This window comes from Streptomyces cyanogenus (assembly GCF_017526105.1).
GTDB lineage: Bacteria > Actinomycetota > Actinomycetes > Streptomycetales > Streptomycetaceae > Streptomyces > Streptomyces cyanogenus.
In genome coordinates this window covers 6,131,783-6,147,387 of the sequence record NZ_CP071839.1, presented here as the reverse complement: position 1 = coordinate 6,147,387, position 15,605 = coordinate 6,131,783, and the positions used below count along the sequence as shown (strand labels likewise).

At 71.1% G+C, this 15,605-nt stretch carries 15 protein-coding genes and 1 pseudogene; 2 read left to right on the top strand and 14 right to left on the bottom strand.

All coding sequences use genetic code 11. The annotated features are described in order from the left end of the window. Positions 1 to 34: 34 nt before the first annotated feature. The 3 genes from S1361_RS27820 to S1361_RS27810 form a co-directional block, all read right to left on the bottom strand. Positions 35 to 3,778, bottom strand: coding sequence for an AAA family ATPase (locus tag S1361_RS27820; protein WP_208034647.1), 3,744 nt, complete (start codon positions 3,776 to 3,778; stop codon positions 35 to 37). 259 nt (positions 3,779 to 4,037) lie between these two features. Next, a complete protein-coding gene (locus S1361_RS27815) occupies positions 4,038 to 4,241 on the bottom strand; it encodes a hypothetical protein (protein ID WP_014675251.1) in 204 nt (67 codons plus the stop codon). A gap of 380 nt (positions 4,242 to 4,621) precedes the next feature. Next, entirely contained in the window at positions 4,622 to 4,903 is a 282-nt protein-coding gene (locus tag S1361_RS27810) for an acylphosphatase (RefSeq protein WP_208034646.1), read from the bottom strand. A 196-nt stretch (positions 4,904 to 5,099) separates the two neighbouring features. Here S1361_RS27810 and S1361_RS27805 point away from each other — a divergent pair, with 196 nt between their 5' ends. Continuing rightward, a complete protein-coding gene (locus tag S1361_RS27805) occupies positions 5,100 to 6,302 on the top strand; it encodes a CAP domain-containing protein (RefSeq protein WP_208036797.1) in 1,203 nt (400 codons plus the stop codon). Between the two features lie 12 nt (positions 6,303 to 6,314). Here the strand turns inward: S1361_RS27805 and S1361_RS27800 are convergent. The 3 genes and pseudogenes from S1361_RS27800 to S1361_RS27790 all read right to left on the bottom strand — a co-directional run. Then, a pseudogene (locus tag S1361_RS27800) lies at positions 6,315 to 6,584 on the bottom strand (tyrosine-type recombinase/integrase); the annotation flags it as partial. A 176-nt stretch (positions 6,585 to 6,760) separates the two neighbouring features. Continuing rightward, positions 6,761 to 7,030: a hypothetical protein gene (locus tag S1361_RS27795; protein ID WP_208034644.1), complete on the bottom strand. Its 270-nt coding sequence runs from the start codon at positions 7,028 to 7,030 to the stop codon at positions 6,761 to 6,763. Between the two features lie 164 nt (positions 7,031 to 7,194). After that, the gene (locus S1361_RS27790; protein WP_208034643.1) at positions 7,195 to 7,779 is read right to left on the bottom strand and encodes a flavodoxin family protein; all 585 of its coding nucleotides are present in this window, start codon (positions 7,777 to 7,779) and stop codon (positions 7,195 to 7,197) included. A gap of 136 nt (positions 7,780 to 7,915) precedes the next feature. On the opposite strand from S1361_RS27790, the gene S1361_RS27785 reads away from it, so the two are divergent. Continuing rightward, entirely contained in the window at positions 7,916 to 8,311 is a 396-nt protein-coding gene (locus S1361_RS27785) for a winged helix-turn-helix transcriptional regulator (RefSeq protein WP_208034642.1), read from the top strand. Here S1361_RS27785 and mutM read toward each other — a convergent pair. The 8 genes from mutM to recG all read right to left on the bottom strand — a co-directional run bounded on the left by mutM (position 8,284) and on the right by recG (position 15,582). After that, positions 8,284 to 9,144 (bottom strand): bifunctional DNA-formamidopyrimidine glycosylase/DNA-(apurinic or apyrimidinic site) lyase, encoded by an 861-nt coding sequence (gene mutM / locus S1361_RS27780; protein ID WP_208034641.1) that lies wholly within the window; start codon positions 9,142 to 9,144, stop codon positions 8,284 to 8,286. The genes S1361_RS27785 and mutM overlap by 28 nt on opposite strands. A 91-nt stretch (positions 9,145 to 9,235) precedes the next feature. Then, on the bottom strand, positions 9,236 to 10,066 hold the full coding sequence (gene rnc / locus S1361_RS27775; RefSeq protein WP_425087403.1) for a ribonuclease III: 831 nt from the start codon (positions 10,064 to 10,066) through the stop codon (positions 9,236 to 9,238). A gap of 7 nt (positions 10,067 to 10,073) precedes the next feature. Further along, positions 10,074 to 10,247, bottom strand: coding sequence for a 50S ribosomal protein L32 (gene rpmF, locus S1361_RS27770; RefSeq protein WP_003951102.1), 174 nt, complete (start codon positions 10,245 to 10,247; stop codon positions 10,074 to 10,076). A gap of 2 nt (positions 10,248 to 10,249) precedes the next feature. Beyond that, positions 10,250 to 10,894, bottom strand: a complete 645-nt coding sequence (locus S1361_RS27765; RefSeq protein WP_208034640.1) for a YceD family protein — start codon at positions 10,892 to 10,894, stop codon at positions 10,250 to 10,252. Positions 10,895 to 11,024: 130 nt separating this feature from the next. After that, complete coding sequence (locus S1361_RS27760; RefSeq protein WP_208034639.1) at positions 11,025 to 12,098, bottom strand: ATP synthase F0 subunit B; 1,074 nt, start codon at positions 12,096 to 12,098, stop codon at positions 11,025 to 11,027. A gap of 57 nt (positions 12,099 to 12,155) precedes the next feature. Beyond that, a complete protein-coding gene (gene coaD, locus S1361_RS27755) occupies positions 12,156 to 12,635 on the bottom strand; it encodes a pantetheine-phosphate adenylyltransferase (RefSeq protein ID WP_208036795.1) in 480 nt (159 codons plus the stop codon). 26 nt (positions 12,636 to 12,661) lie between these two features. Continuing rightward, entirely contained in the window at positions 12,662 to 13,321 is a 660-nt protein-coding gene (rsmD, locus tag S1361_RS27750; protein WP_279577628.1) for a 16S rRNA (guanine(966)-N(2))-methyltransferase RsmD, read from the bottom strand. A 38-nt stretch (positions 13,322 to 13,359) separates the two neighbouring features. Continuing rightward, a complete protein-coding gene (gene recG / locus S1361_RS27745) occupies positions 13,360 to 15,582 on the bottom strand; it encodes an ATP-dependent DNA helicase RecG (protein ID WP_208034637.1) in 2,223 nt (740 codons plus the stop codon). Positions 15,583 to 15,605: the final 23 nt, after the last annotated feature.

The following is a 15,605-nucleotide window of genomic DNA, read 5'->3' as shown; positions in this document are numbered from 1 at the left end:
CCGAGGGGATTGTGTTCACTTCTTGAACAGATAGTTACCGCAGTCGCTGGGAGATGACCTTCGACACACCATCGCCCTGCATGGAGACGCCGTAGAGCGCGTCGGCGACCTCCATCGTGCGCTTCTGGTGCGTGATCACGATCAGCTGCGAGGCCTCCTGCAGCTCCTGCATGATCCGGATCAGCCGCTGCAGGTTGGTGTCGTCCAGCGCCGCCTCGACCTCGTCCATGACGTAGAAGGGACTCGGCCGGGCCTTGAAGATCGACACCAGCAGCGCGACGGCCGTCAGCGACCGCTCGCCGCCCGAGAGCAGCGACAGCCGCTTGACCTTCTTGCCCGGCGGCCGCGCCTCGACGTCCACACCCGTGGTGAGCATGTTGTCGGGGTCGGTCAGCACCAGGCGGCCCTCACCGCCCGGGAACAGCCGGCTGAAGACGCCCTCGAACTCGCGGGCGGTGTCCCGGTACGCCTCGGTGAACACCTGCTCGACGCGCTCGTCGACCTCCTTGACCACCTGGAGCAGGTCGGCGCGGGTCTTCTTCAGGTCCTCCAGCTGTTCGCTCAGGAACTTGTGCCGCTCCTCCAGCGCCGCGAACTCCTCCAGCGCCAGCGGGTTGACCTTGCCCAGCTGCTGGTACGCCCGCTCGGCCGCCTTGAGCCGTTTCTCCTGCTCGGCGCGGACGAAGGGGCGCGGCTGGTGCCGCGGGTGCTCGGGGTCCTCGGGCAGCTGCTCGCCGTCGGCGGGGGGCGAGGGAGGCACGAGCTGGTGCGGTCCGTACTCCGCCACCAGTCCCTCCGGTTCGACACCCAGTTCCTCCAGCGCCCTGGTCTCCAGCTGCTCGATGCGCAGCCGCTTCTCGGCGCCGAGTACCTCGCCCCGGTGAACCGAATCCGTCAACTTGTCGAGTTCGGCCTTCAGTTCGCGGCCCGCCGTGCGGGCGGCGGCCAGCTCCTGCTCGCCCCGGGCCTTGGCGGCCTCGGCCGCTGAACGCTCCTGCTCGGCCCGGGCCAGGGACACCTCGACGTGCGCGAGCAGCTGCCGGGCGCCGGAGGCGACGGCCTCCGCGACCGCCGCCTCGTGCCGCAGCCGGGCCCGCCGCTGCTCGGCACGCGCGCGTGCCTCGCGCTCCGCCCGGGCCGCCCGGTCCAGCGCGTCGGCGCGGCCGGCGAGCCCCTTGACCCGCTCCTCGTGCGTACGGACCTGGAGACGGGCCTCCATCTCGGTCTGCCGGGCGTTGGCCCCGTCGGCGGCGAGCCGGTCCCGCACCGAGGTGTCCGGCTCCTCCTCCACCGGCATCTCCTCGGCGACGGCCAGCCGCTCGGCCAGCTCCTCGGCCTCCTGTACGGCCTTCTCCAGCGCCTCCTGCGCGCGGGCCGCCGCCGCGGCCGACCGCTCGGCCTCCCCCGCGGCACCCCGGGCCTGTCCGGCCAGGCGGCCCAGCTGCTGGGCCACGGCCGACTTCTCCCGGTCGGCGGCCCGCCGGCGCTCCGCGAGGTCTTCCACGAGGGCCGCGGCCTGCTTGCGGTGCTCGGCCGCGGTCCGCTGCTCCTCGGCCAGCTCTCGGCAGCGCACCTCCAGCTCGGCAAGCTCGGCTGCGGCCTCGTCCACGGAGGCCTGCACCTCCAGCAGGCTGGGGGCGCCGGCGGAGCCGCCGTGCGCGAAGTGGGCGCCCAGGAGGTCGCCTTCGGCGGTTACGGCGGTCAGTTCCGGGCGGGCGTAGACCAGGGCCTCGGCGTCGTCCAGGGTGTCCACCACGACGGTGTCGCGCAGGAGCCGGCGTACGGCGGGCATGAGGTCGGCGGGGCCGCGGACGAGGTCGGCCGCGGGGAGGGGGGTGCCGGGTGGCCGGTCGTCCGCGTGGGAGGGGGTGGCGGGTGGCCGGTTGTCCGCGTGGGAGGGGGTGGCGGGTGGCCGGTTGTCCGCGTGGAGAGGAGTGCCGGGCGGTCGGTTGTCCGCGGGTCCGCTGTGGCTGGTCGCGCCGTTCCCCACGTCCCTGAGGGGCGCCCACCTGTCGCTGTCGGGTGCCTGTCCCGTGGGCCCGGGGGGCGTGTCCTCGTGCGTGCCCGACAGGAGGAGTGCCGCTCGGCCGCCGTCCTGCTTGCGCAGGAGTTTGATCGCCTCGGCCGCTGCTGCGGGGTTCGTCACGGCGATCGCGTCCGCTGCCGCGCCGAGGGCCGCGGCCAGGGGGACCTCGTAGCCGGGGGTGATGCTCAGCAGCTCCGCCGCCGGGCCCAGGACCCCGGTGAGCCGGTCACGGGCACCCAGCAGTATTCCGGTGCCGTCCTTGCGCCGGAGGCCCAGCGCCAGCGCCTCATGGCGGGCCTGGGTCGCGGCGCGCCGGCGTTCGGCCGCGGTGACCGCCTCGCGGGCCGCGCTCAGGGCGGCCTCGGCCTCGGCGAGCCGCCGTTTCGCGGCCTCGTGCTGCTCGGCCAGGTCGGCATCGCCGGCGTCGAGCCCGTCGACCTCGGCCTGGAGGGCCTCGTACTCCTCCTGGGCGCGGACCGCGCGTTCCTGGGCCTCGTCGCGGGCCGTGGCCAGCCGGTCGATCTCGGCCTGGGCGGAGGCGGCGCGCGAGCGGGCCGCGTTGACCTGCCCGGAGAGGCGGGCCAGCCCTTCGCGGCGGTCCGCGATGGCGCGGGCGACGTCCTTCAGCCGGCGTTCCTCGGCCGCCAGTTCCCGCTCCAGCTCGGCGCGGTGGGCGACGGTGTCGTCCAGCGCACGCTGGGCCGCCTCCAGGGCGGCCTCCAGCTCGGCCTCCTGCTCGCGGATGCGGGCGGCCTCGCGCTCCAGGTCCTCCGGGTCCCGGCCGCGCCGCTCCTCGGGCGGGGCGGAGGTGGCGCTCTTGACCCGGGCGTCGGCCAGCGAGACGGTGCCGCGCACCCGCTCGGCCAGCTGGGACAGCTCGTACCAGGTCTGCTGGGCGCGCTGGAGGCGGGGAGCGAGCCGGCGGACCTCCTCCTCCAGCAGGGCCTCGCGGTGCAGGGCCTTTTTCAGTTCCTGCTCGGCGGTCTCCTTGCGCTCCTTCAGGGCGGCTTCGTCGGCGATCTCGGCCTGGAGGGCTTCGCGCAGCCGGACGAGGTCGTCGGCGAGCAGCCGCAGGCGGGCGTCGCGCAGGTCGGCCTGGATGACGGCGGCCCGGCGGGCCACCGCCGCCTGGCGGCCCAGGGGCTTGAGCTGGCGCCGCAGCTCGTCGGTGAGGTCCTGCACGCGCGCGAGGTTGGCCTGCATCGCGTCCAGCTTCCGCAGCGCCTTCTCCTTGCGCTTGCGGTGCTTGAGGACGCCGGCCGCCTCCTCGATGAAGGCGCGGCGGCCCATGGGGTCGGCGTGCAGGACGGAGTCGAGCTGGCCCTGGCCGACGATGACGTGCATCTCGCGGCCGATGCCGGAGTCGGAGAGGAGTTCCTGGATGTCGAGCAGACGGCAGGTGTCGCCGTTGATCTGGTACTCGCTGCCGCCGTTGCGGAACATGATCCGCGTGATGGTGACCTCGGCGTACTCGATGGGCAGCGCCCCGTCGGAGTTGTCGATGGTCAGGGACACCTCGGCGCGGCCCAGCGGCGGACGGCCGGTGGTGCCGGCGAAGATGACGTCCTCCATCTTGCCGCCGCGCAGCGACTTGGCGCCCTGTTCGCCCATGACCCAGCTGAGCGCGTCCACGACGTTGGACTTGCCCGAACCGTTCGGTCCGACGACACACGTGATCCCGGGTTCGAAGCGGAGCGTGGTTGCCGAGGCGAACGACTTGAACCCGCGGAGGGTCAGGGCCTTGAGGTGCACGCCGCTGGACTCTACCCGGCGCCGCTATCTCACTCCATGAACCCTCGCAACCCCGCGGTTTCGTCACTGAACATGCAGGGCACACCAGACGTTGAAGAAGGTGAAAGGATGCGGGGGGAAAGAAAGCGGGGGCAAAGAAAGAAGGGACGCCGAAGCGTCCCTTGCAACTCTGACGACTGGGTCCCAGTCGTCCGATCAACTGAGCGGTTGATACGGGCAGCCCGATCGCTGTGACTGCTGTTGTGGAGCGTAGCAACGATCAGGTGAGCGCAGGCTCCGCCTGGTGTGCGTCGATGCTCTCCATGATCCTGTCCTGAGAGGCGGCAGCCGTCAGCGCTTCGTTCTCCGCCTGGATCCGTACGAGCTCGGACTCCAGGTCCTGGACGCGCTGCTGCAGCCGTCGCATCTCGGCGAGGAGTCGAGGGTCGGAGCCGCCGACGTAACCGAGAAGCGCCTTTGCCATGATGGATGGTCCTCCACACTGAGTGACCGACCGATGCGGTGTGGGTCGTGAGGGATTCGCACCCGCGGTGCTTGGCACATCCGGGTGTTGCTCTGCTGTTGTTCCATGCCAAACAGCTAAGGTGCGCGGGGCTTTCAGCGTCTCACCAAAAAGTTTGACGGTCAACACGATCACGCCCTGTATTGGCGGGCAAACCGGGGTGAGCGGCCGGAAAAACGGCGGCGCTGCGACTCCTCCGGGCCCTCAGGGCGTGGCGACCAGCAGTACCAGCGGAGCCTGCCATGCCCCGCCCCTGTTGGCAACCACCAGGGCGTTTCCGTATTCGCACATGCCCCCGGCAGCTTGCCGCGCGTCCGGACCCGGACCCGGACGGCCCCGGCTCACCGGATGGCGAAGCCGTCGTAACCGCCGCGGGGTGTGTCCCAGATCTCGGTGACGCCTTCCACGCGCCCGGGCGTGTCGCTGCCCTGGAGCCAGTCCAGCAGGCCCTCGCAGCCCTCCCGCGCACCCTCGGCGACCACCTGGACCCGGCCGTCGGCCAAATTGAGAGCAAAGCCACTCAGCCCGCCGATCTCCAGCGCCTTGGCACGCGTGAACCAGCGGAAACCCACGCCCTGCACGTGTCCACGGACCCAGGCGACCAGTCGTACTTCCTCGCTCATGGGTGCAACCTAACCGGCCGGTGTCACTTGGGACACATCGCCCAGCAGCGGCATGGGGTACCGTCCGGACCCAATGAATTGCACATGAAACTCACTCGATCGAGTGAGTCGGGTCGGCCAGAGGGAGTCACTCAGCAGCGAGTCGCTCGCCGTGCCGCACCGGGTCGACCGCGAGGACGAGGAAGAGGGCAAGGACATGGGACGCCACCGACGCTCCGCCGCCGGCCGCGCCGCCCCGGGCCGCGCCACGGGGGGCACCCACACGCAGGGCTCCGGCTCCGGGAGCGAGGACCCCTGGAACTCGTCCGCGGGGGGCCGGCAGATACCCATGGGCATCGCGCCCTACCTGAACCCCGAGGCCTACGCCGAGGCCACCACCAAGGCTCAGGCCTATCTGTTCGCGACGGACGACGACCCCGCGTCGGCCGCAACCGGGTCGGGTTCCGGCTCCGGTTCCGGTGGCTTCACGCCCGGCGGGCCGTCCCCCGACCGTCGCCGGCGCAGCAGGTCCGGCCGGCCGGTGCGCGCGGGCCTGCTCGGTGTGTCGGCGGCCGTGGCCTTCGGTACGGCCGCGGTGGCCGCAGGCGTGGTACCCGGCCTGGACCACTACCAGCTCGGCGGCGGTACGCAGACCACCGGCGGGGAGCGGGTGCAACCCGTGCACTCCCCCAGCAACACGGCCGGCGAGCAGGGCGGCACCTCTGGCATCGCCGAGGCCCCGGCCACCACGCCCGCCGGCGGCACCGCCGGGCACGGGAGGTCCCCGAGCCCGTCGGCCTCCGACTCGGCCTCGGCCTCCCCCTCCAGGTCGGCGTCGCCGTCGCCGTCGAAACCCGCGTCCCCCACGGCGACCCCGTCGAAGACGGCGGCCGGGAAGTCCGCACCCAGGACGACCCCGTCCGAGCGCGCCAGGCCGTCCGCACCCGCCAGGCCGTCCGCGCCCGCCAAGCCGAGCGGCGCCCCGTCCCGTACGGCCACCAAGGCGCCGGCGCCGTCCTCGACGCCGGTGACGGTGTCGCGGGAGGCCGCCGTCGAGGCCGAGGTGCTGAAGCTGGTCAACGAGGAGCGGGCGAAGGCCGGCTGCAGCCCGCTGGCGGCGAACTCCTCGCTGACGAAGCTGGCCGAGTCGTTCAGCGACGACATGGCCGCGCGGGACTTCTTCGACCACACCGACCCGGACGGCAGGACACCGTGGGACCGGGCCGCTGCGGCCGGCGTCACCGATCTCGGCGGGGAGAACATAGCCCGCGGCCAGGCCGACGCGGCGGCCGTGATGCAGGCCTGGATGAACAGCCCCGGCCACCGCGCCAACATACTGAACCCCGACTTCAAGACCCTCGGCGTCGGCGTCCACTTCGGCCCGGACGGGCCTTGGTGGACGCAGGACTTCGGCTATTGAGATAGCCGCAGGTCAGACGGCTAAGCACTCTCCTGGGCCGTGTCCGGGCCGTGGGTTCCCGTCTGCGAAGACGCGATCCACGGCGGCCCGGGTCCGGGTCCCGCTCGACGGCATCAGGTGCGTGTACGTCCGCAGCGTGAAGCCGGGGTCGTGGTGCCCCAGGTACTCACTCAGTACCTTGATGCTCTCCCCCGCGTCCAGCAGCACCGAGGCGCAGAAGTGCCGCAACGCGTGCATACCGTTGTCCCGGCCGGTCTCGACGCCCGCGGACTGAGGTCGAGGTCAATCGGATGCTCCTGGACACTGGCTCATACGTCCTTGAGTACCGCCTGAGCAGCTGAGCCCAGCGGCCCGTTACTGGTTTCTCCGCCTCATCAAGCACCCGTCGTCGCTCCGCTCCTCCGGGCGGGCACACAGTGCATGAGGTCAGAACACGTCGTGGCCGGGGCAAGCCGCACTCACTCACGTGGCTTGAGGCGAACTTGCACGCCCTCGATCGTTGCCCCCCATTCCTCACCCCGTGCCAGCGCCTTACGCCCCTCGTCGAGCATGCGCACCTTCATGCGGTCCACGGCGTCCCTCAGCGTCTTCCACTGAGAGTCGGCCTCGAAGACCCGTCGTGCGCGCTCAACGGAGATTTCAACGGCGCGGGCAGCTGCCATCACGTCTTCCACTTCCTCGCCAGCACTGCCGACCCCGTCAAGCGACCAATCGAGCCACAGACTCACCTTGCGACAATCTCACTGCACCCCCATGGTCACCACCTGCACCGGCTCAGACGGGGCCGTCTCCGGGCCGTCGAAGGGTCCTCAACGACGACCAACGCTGACAACCACCGACAGCTAAGTCGCAGGTCGCAGCGTTGATGTACTGAGGCCGCCCGGCGGGAGCGTTACGCGGCGGTGCGGCCGCGTGCGAAGACCTTGGCCGTCTCGGTCACCCGGCGGCCCAGGTGCTCGGCGGTGGCCACGTCGGCCTTGTGGACGCCCTCGGGGCCCTGGTCGTTGTTGCTCTGGGCGGCGGCGCCGGCGAAGAAGCCGAGGCGGTTGAGGTCGTTCTCGGAGGCGGTGCTGCTGTTCCAGCCGGGCAGCAGGCCGAGGTTGACCCAGTGCATGCCGTGCTGGGCGGCGAGCGTCTGGAAGAACTGCAGGGTGTGCAGCTTGTCGCCGCTCTTGGAGGCGGAGTTGGTGAAGCCGGCGGCCAGCTTGTCCTTCCAGTCCTGGCCGAACCACCGCTTGGAGCTGGCCTCGGCGAAGACGTGGAAGGCGCCGGAGGCGGTGCCCATGTAGGTGGGCGAGCCGAACACGATCGCGTCGGAGCGGTCCAGCGTCTCCCACTGCTCCTCGGTGATCTCGTCGACCTTGATCAGGTGCACCTCGGCACCCGCGTCGAGGGCCCCGGCGCGGACGGCTTCGGCGAGCACGGCGGTGTGTCCGTAGCCGGAGTGGTAGGCGATGGAGACGACGGGCGTGGTCATGCGGACTCCTCGAAAAGGCAACGGAAAGCGGCAGCTCGGAGAAGAGAGCAGCTCGCAAGCAGTAACCACAGGAAAGCACTAACCTCTAGTTAGTGCAACCTGGTGGTGAGCGCTGTGCGGACGTACCCTTGCTGCTATGAGCACCACCACCCAGGAGCAGGACGACCTCGCGTACAACGTCTTCGCCAAGGCCTGTCCGTCACGCGACACGCTGGAGCACGTCACGGGCCGCTGGGGCGGGCTGACGCTCGGCGCGCTGTACGAGGGCTCGCTGCGCTTCAACGAGCTGCGCCGGCGCGTGGACGGGGTGAGCGAGAAGATGCTGTCCCAGACGCTGCACGCGCTGGAGCGCGACGGCCTGGTGCACCGCGAGGCCCAGCCGACGAACCCGCCCCGCGTGGACTACGAGCTGACGCCCCTGGGCCGGCGGGTCGCCGAGCGGCTGCTGGCGCTCATCCACTGCGTGGAGGGCGCGATGGACGACGTGCTGGAGGCCCGCGCCCGTTACGACGAGACGCGCGGCGCCCTCTGACACCTCGGGCAGAAGTAGCTGGACCGGTTCATCCACGGGCGGCGCCGCATCGGGGTGCCGCAGCGCTTGCAGGGCAGGCCCTCACGGCCGTACGCGTCCAGGGAGCGGTCGAAGTAGCCGGACTCGCCGTTGACGTTGACGTACAGGCTGTCGAAGCTGGTGCCGCCGACGGCGAGGGCCGCGTTCATCACGTCCCGGACGTGCCCGAGCAGCTCCGCCGTGACCGGGCGGGTGAGGTTCGCCGTCGGGCGTTCGTAGTGGATGCGGGCCCGCCACAGGGCCTCGTCCGCGTAGATGTTGCCGACCCCGCTGATCAGCGACTGGTCCAGCAGGGCCCGTTTGATCGTGGTCCGCTTGCGGCGCAGCGCCTGGTGGAAGGCCTCGTCGTCGAAGAGCGGGTCGAGGGGGTCGCGGGCGATGTGCGCGATGACGTCGGGCAGGCCCTCGGGGGTGTTGTCGTGCAGCGACAGGCCGCCGAAGGTGCGCTGGTCGACGAAGCGGAGTTCGGTGCCGAGGGAGTCGGCGAACCGGACCCGGATGCGCAGGTGCCTCTCGTCCGGCGCGTCCTGCGGCTGCACCAGCAGCTGGCCGCTCATGCCGAGGTGGGCGAGGACGGACTGGTTCGTCTCCTCCAGCGGCAGCCACAGGTACTTGCCGCGCCGCCGGGGCGTGCCGATGTGGTGGCCCTTGAGCCGGTGCGCGAAGTCCTCGGCCCCCGCGACATGCCGACGCACGGCACGCGGGTGCAGCACCTCGGTCTCGGCGACGGTCCGGTGGGCGACCCAGCGCTCCAGGCCCCGCCGGACGACCTCCACCTCGGGCAACTCGGGCATCTCGACCCCTGTCAGAACCGTACGGACCGGTGGACGAACCGAGCGCCCGACCCGGCGTCGACGGCCGGGCGGGCGCTCGCTTCCTGCTTGCTCAGGCGGTGGCGGACGGCGAGTCGTCGCCCGCGAGGGCTTCGTCGGCCGAATCCTTCACGGGCTCCCTGGCCGGCTCCTTGACCGACTTGGCCCGCTCGTCCGCGGCGGCCCGGATGGATCGCCAGGCGGACTCGGCGGCCTGCTGCTCCGCCTCCTTCTTGCTGCGGCCGGTGCCGGTGCCGTACGAGACGCCTCCGACGCGGGCGGCAGCAGTGAAGGTCTTCTCGTGGTCGGGGCCGGTCTCCGTGACCAGGTACTCGGGCACGCCGAGCCCCTCGATCGCGGTCAGCTCCTGGAGGGACGTCTTCCAGTCCAGGCCGGCGCCCAGGTTGGAGGACTTCTCGATCAGCGGGTCGAACAGGCGGTGCACCAGTTCGGAGGCCGCGTCGAGGCCCTGGTCGAGATAGACCGCGCCGATCACCGCTTCCAGGGTGTCGGCGAGGATGGATGCCTTGTCCCGGCCGCCCGTGCCCTCTTCACCCCGGCCGAGCCGGATGAAGGCGCCCAGGTCGAGGCCGCGCCCCACTTCCGCCAGCGCACGCGAGTTGACCACCGCGGCCCGCAGTTTGGCCAGCTGGCCTTCCGGCAGGTCGGGGTGGGTGCGGTACAGCGTGTCCGTGACGACGAGGCCGAGCACGGAGTCCCCGAGGAACTCCAGCCGCTCGTTCGTCGGCAGACCGCCGTTCTCGTACGCGTAGGAACGGTGGGTCAGCGCTCGCACCAGAAGGGCGGACTCGACCTGATAGCCGAGCCGCCCTTCCAGAAGCGTGTGGGACGAGGCCTGGTTGTCCGCTGAGTTCTTCTTCGGCGTGGACACAGTGCCTCTCACCAGCCGCTCAGACCTCGAGGACCTGGCGCTTGTTGTAGGTGCCGCACGACGGGCACGCGATGTGCTGCTGCTTGGGCTCGTGGCAGCGCTCGCACGCAACCAGGGTGGGGACCGCAGCCTTCCACTGCGACCGGCGGTGGCGCGTGTTGCTGCGCGACATCTTCCGCTTCGGAACAGCCACGGCTACTTCTCCTGCTTCTCGTCGACGCCCGCTTCGGCGCCGCTCATCTCGTCCTTCTCGCCGTCCGTCATCGAACCGGCGAGTCCCTGCAAAGCCGCCCAACGGATGTCGACGGCGTCATGGTGGTGGTCCCGGTCGTCCGCGAGCCGCGCTCCGCACTCGGAGCACAGGCCCGGGCAGTCGTCCTGGCACACCGGCTGCATCGGCAGTGCGAGCACCACCGCATCGCGCAGCACGGGTTCGAGGTCGAACAGGCCGTCCTCGAGGAAGAACCTGTCCTCGTCGTCCTCGGCGTCGTCGCCCGGTTCCGCGATCACGCGGCCCCGGTCGTCGGCGTCAGGGTACGAGAACAGCTCCTGGAAGTCCGCTTCGAGCTCCAGCTCGACCGGCTCCAGACACCTTACGCACTCTCCCTCGGCCGTTGCACGGGCGGTGCCTGTGACAAGCACACCTTCCATGACCGATTCGAGGCGGAGTTCGAGTTCCACCGGGGTGCCTTCCGGCACTCCGATGACCCCCTGGATGCCGAGATCCCTGGGAGCGTCGATCTCGCGGGTCAGGCGCTGCAGCGCGCCAGGACGCCGGCCCAGCTCGTGCGTGTCGAACACGAGGGGGTTGCGGTGGTCGAGGCGGGCGTTGGAAGCCATTCCTGCTTTCGATCTGCGAACTCGGAGGGACGCCGCCCGCAGGTGTTCCGGGCAGCGGTGATCGCGGGCATACGCGCGACCGAAGAGCCAGGATACTGGACCTTTCGCTCAGCGCCCAATCCGGTGCGGGCTACAGCCCCCGGCCCTGCTCGTACGCCCTCAGCTGCTCCGCGCTGATCATGCTCGTGTCGAAGAGGCTGGTCTCGTCGAGGGCGTAGCCCTGCTGCTGCCCCTGCTGCTGGGGCTGCTGTGTCTGGTGGGCCTGCTGGGAGTCGTAAGCGGCCTGCTGGGGGTCGTAGCCCTGGTAGGCATAGGGGTCGGCCTGCTGGTAGCCGTACGGGTCCTGCTGCGGGGCGTACTCCGGCTGCTGCGGGAAGCCCGCGTACGGGTCCGGCTGCTGCTGGTAGCCGTAGGCGGGCTGCGGGTCGTACGACGGCTGGGCCGGCTCCGGCCGCTCCTGCTGCCGCTCCGCCGCGCGGTCGCTGTCCGCGAGGGCGGCGAGGTCGGCGAGGTAGTCGGCGTCGCTGGAGTGCTGGAAGGTCGTGGTGTCGTCGGCGAGGGCGCCGAGGTCGTCGGTGGCGATCCGGCCGTGCAGCTTCTGCCGGCCCCGGCCGACGGCCTCCAGGGTCTTGGCGAGGACCGCCTCGAAGGCGCCGAGCTTGGCGTCGACGTACTGGTCGGCGTTCTGGCGCAGGATCTGCGGGTCGTGGCTGCGCTCGGGGGCGTCCTCGTCCTCGTAACCGTTCTCGTCCAGGCCGGGGCCGGTGCCGAGGAGCTTCTCGCGGCCGCGGCCGACCGAGCCGAGGGTCTTGGTGAGGACGACCTCGAAGTTGGCGAGCTTGGAGTCGACGTAGTCGTCGGCCTCGGCGCGGATCTCCTCGGCCTCCTTGCGGGCCTCGGCGAGGATGCGGTCGGCCTCGGCCTGGGAGCGGCGGGCGATCTCGGTGTCGGAGATCAGCGAACCGCGCTCGGCGTGCGCGTTCTCGATGATCCGCTCGGCTTCGAGCCGGGCCTGCTCGACCATCTGCTCACGGTCGCCGATCAGCTCCTGCGCCTGGGCGAGGGAGCCGGGCAGCGCCTGGCGCAGCTCGTCGAGCATCGCGAGCAGCTCGGCGCGGTTGACCACGCACGACGCCGACATGGGCATGGACCGGGCGCCGGAGACCGTGGAGACGATCTCGTCGAGCTTCTTCTGCACGTCCACCTGTGCTCGCCACTCTCTACAGCCGGGTTGGAGACGGACGGGACGACTGTAGCCCCATCAGTCCTTGTGCAGGCGCTTGTTCAGGGCCTCCAGCACCGGGGCGGGCACCAGGTGGGAGACGTCGCCGCCCCAGGCCGCGACCTCCTTGACGAGGGAGGAGGAGAGGAAGCTGTACGTGGGGTTGGTGGGCACGAACAGCGTTTCGACGCCGGTGAGGCCGTTGTTCATCTGGGCCATCTGCAGCTCGTAGTCGAAGTCGCTGACGGCGCGCAGGCCCTTGACGATGGCGGGGATGTCGCGGTGCTTGCAGAAGTCGACGAGGAGGCCGTGGAAGGCCTCGACCCGGACGTTGGCGTACTCGGAGGTGACCTCGCGGATCAGCTCGATCCGCTCCTCGATCTCGAACAGGCCCTTCTTGGCCTTGTTGATCATCACCGCGACGTAGACCTCGTCGTAGAGACGGGAGGCTCGGGCGATGATGTCGAGGTGTCCGTTGGTGATCGGGTCGAACGACCCGGGACAGACGGCGCGGCGCACTTGTGATCCCTCGCTCTCCGGTCCGGTCATCGTGCGTCTTCGCACGTAGAGGCGGCGCGACCGTACCAAAACGTTCCCTCGCCGTAGCGACGGGACCGGATCGCCTCGAAGCCGTCCGGCCACTGGAATTCGCCACCTCTGGTGCTGCGCTCCACGGTGACGAGCGCTTGCTCAGCGAGCCAGCCTTCCGAGGCGAGTGTGAGGAGAATCTCCCGAAGATCGTCGTCCGTGACGGCGTACGGAGGGTCGAGAAAGACCAGGTCGTACGGCTCTTCCGGCGCCGGTTGCCGAATGACCTGTTCCGCTTTGCCCGCCCTGACCTCGGCGCCGGGAAGGCCCAGGTTCCTCACGTTCTCGCGGACGATCCGCGCGGCTCGGGCGTCCGCCTCCACCAGCAGGGTGTGGCTCGCGCCCCGGGACAGGGCCTCCAGGCCCACGGCGCCCGAGCCGGCGTAGAGGTCGAGGACCCGTTCGCCGTCCAGGGGGCCGCCGAGGAGGGACTGCCAGGTGGAGAAGAGGCCCTCGCGCGCGCGGTCGGAGGTGGGGCGGGTTCCGGTGCCGGGAGGTACCGAGAGGCGCCGTCCGCCGGCCCTGCCGGCGATCACGCGGGTCATGTGGGGTCCTTCGTGGTGGGCGGTTTGAGGTCCATTGTGGCTGGTCGTGCCCGCGCGGTGGTAGCCGCACACGGACGACGGCCCCGCGCCCCTTCCGGGCGCGCTGCAGCTCACCCCTTTTCCAGGTACTGCTCCCTCTCCTCGTCCAGCAACGCCTCCAGGGCCGTCCGCAGACCCGGCAGCCGCTCCAGCTCGGGATCGGCCGCCACGACCGCCGCCGCTTCCTCCCTCGCCTCCGCGATGACCTCCTCGTCCTCGATGACCGCCAGAACCCGGAGGCTGGAGCGGGCGCCGGACTGGGCCTGGCCGAGGACGTCGCCCTCGCGGCGCTGTTCGAGGTCGATGCGGGAGAGTTCGAAGCCGTCGAGGGTGGAGGCGACGGCGGCCAGGCGCTGGCGCGCGGCGCTGGCCTCGGGCATCTCGGTGACCAGGAGGCACAGGCCGGGGGCCGAGCCGCGGCCGACCCGGCCGCGCAGCTGGTGGAGCTGGGAGACGCCGAAGCGGTCGGCGTCCATGATGACCATGGCCGTGGCGTTGGGGACGTTGACGCCGACCTCGATGACCGTGGTGGCGACGAGCACGTCCGTCTCGCCGGCGGCGAAGCGGCGCATCACGGCGTCCTTGTCGTCCGGGTGCATACGGCCGTGCAGCACCTCGACCTTCAGGCCCTTCAGGGGGCCGCGGCCCAGCTCGGCGGCCACGTCGAGCACGGCCAGCGGGGGCCGCTTCTCCGCCTCGTCCTCGGGGGACTTCTTCTTGCCGGCCTTCTTCGGGTCGTCCTCCTCGTCACCGATGCGCGGACAGACCACGTACGCCTGGTGGCCGCTCGCGACCTCCTCGCGGACCCGTTCCCAGGCGCGGGCCAGGAAGTGGGGTTTGTCGGCGGCCGGGACGACGTGGGTGGCGATCGGGGAGCGGCCGGCCGGGAGCTGGTCGAGGACCGAGGTCTCCAGGTCGCCGAAGACCGTCATGGCGACCGTGCGCGGGATGGGGGTGGCCGTCATGACGAGGAGGTGCGGGGACCGCCGCTCCCCCTGGGAGTGCGCCTTGCCGCGCAGGGCGTCGCGCTGTTCCACGCCGAAGCGGTGCTGTTCGTCCACCACGACCAGGCCGAGGTCGTGGAACCGGACCTTGTCCTCGATCAGGGCGTGGGTGCCGATGACGATGCCCGCCTCGCCGGTGGCCAGGTCGAGCAGGGCCTGGCGGCGGGCCGCCGTGCCCATGGAGCCGGTGAGCAGGACGACCTTGGTGCCCTGCTCGGCGCCGCCCAGCATGCCGCCTTCGGCGAGTTCGCCCATCATCTCGGTGACCGAGCGGTGGTGCTGCTGGGCGAGGACCTCGGTGGGCGCGAGCATGGCCGCCTGGCCGCCGGCGTCGACCACGGCGAGCATGGCGCGCAGGGCGACCAGGGTCTTGCCCGAGCCGACCTCTCCTTGCAGCAGCCGGTGCATCGGGTGGGTGGCGGCCAGGTCGGCGAAGATCTCTTCGGAGACCTTCTGCTGGCCCTCGGTGAGGGTGAAGGGGAGGCGGTCGTCGAAGGCCGTGAGCAGGCCGTCCGCCTTGGGGACGCGGGCTACGGCGGGCAGCAGGGCGTCCGTGTGCCGGCGGCGGGCCAGGGCGACCTGGAGGACGAAGGCCTCGTCCCACTTCAGGCGGGCGCGGGCGTCGGCGATGTCGGCCTTGGTGTGCGGGCGGTGGATCTTGAGCAGGGCCTCGGGGAGCGACAGCAGGCCGCGGCCCGCGCGCAGGGTGTCGGGCAGGGGGTCCAGGGCCTCCTGGACGCTGGGCAGGACCGTCTGCACCGCCTTGCCGATCTTCCAGGACTCCAGTTTGGCGGTGGCGGGGTAGATGGGGATCAGCGCACCGGCCCAGGTCTCGATCGCCTCCTCGCCGTCGCCCCGCAGCAACTCGTAGGCGGGGTGGGCTAGTTGGAGGCGGCGGTTGAAGACGGAGACCTTGCCGGCGAACATCGCGCGGGTGCCCGGCAGCAGCTCCTTGTGGGGTTTGTGGACGCCGTTGCCGAAGAAGACCAGCTGGAGCCGGCCGCTGCCGTCGGTGATGGTGACCTCCAGGCGCTGGCCCTTGCCGCGGGGGGCCTTGGCCGAGGCGAAGGTGTGCAGGCGGGCGTCGGCGACCTGGGCGACCACCGTGACGTGCTCGTCCATGGGGAGGTCGGCGAGGTGGGTGAGCTGGCCGCGCTCCTCGTATCTGCGCGGGTAGTGGTGCAGGAGGTCGCCGACGGTGTGCAGGCCGAGGTGCTCGGCCATCACCTTCGCGGTGGCGGGGCCGAGCACCTTCTTGAGCGGTTCTTGCAGTGCGGGCACGAGATCCATTGCACACCACGGCACTGACAATG

What these genes read in the sequence shown, in the direction of transcription:
- S1361_RS27785 (WP_208034642.1), top strand. Translation starts at nt 7,916, where the DNA reads ATGAGCACCACCACCCAGGAGCAGGACGACCTCGCGTACAACGTCTTC.
- S1361_RS27790 (WP_208034643.1), bottom strand. Translation starts at nt 7,779, where the DNA reads ATGACCACGCCCGTCGTCTCCATCGCCTACCACTCCGGCTACGGACAC.
- S1361_RS27815 (WP_014675251.1), bottom strand. Translation starts at nt 4,241, where the DNA reads ATGGCAAAGGCGCTTCTCGGTTACGTCGGCGGCTCCGACCCTCGACTC.
- recG (WP_208034637.1), bottom strand. Translation starts at nt 15,582, where the DNA reads ATGGATCTCGTGCCCGCACTGCAAGAACCGCTCAAGAAGGTGCTCGGC.
- S1361_RS27765 (WP_208034640.1), bottom strand. Translation starts at nt 10,894, where the DNA reads ATGGCTTCCAACGCCCGCCTCGACCACCGCAACCCCCTCGTGTTCGAC.
- mutM (WP_208034641.1), bottom strand. Translation starts at nt 9,144, where the DNA reads ATGCCCGAGTTGCCCGAGGTGGAGGTCGTCCGGCGGGGCCTGGAGCGC.
- S1361_RS27805 (WP_208036797.1), top strand. Translation starts at nt 5,100, where the DNA reads ATGGGACGCCACCGACGCTCCGCCGCCGGCCGCGCCGCCCCGGGCCGC.
- S1361_RS27810 (WP_208034646.1), bottom strand. Translation starts at nt 4,903, where the DNA reads ATGAGCGAGGAAGTACGACTGGTCGCCTGGGTCCGTGGACACGTGCAG.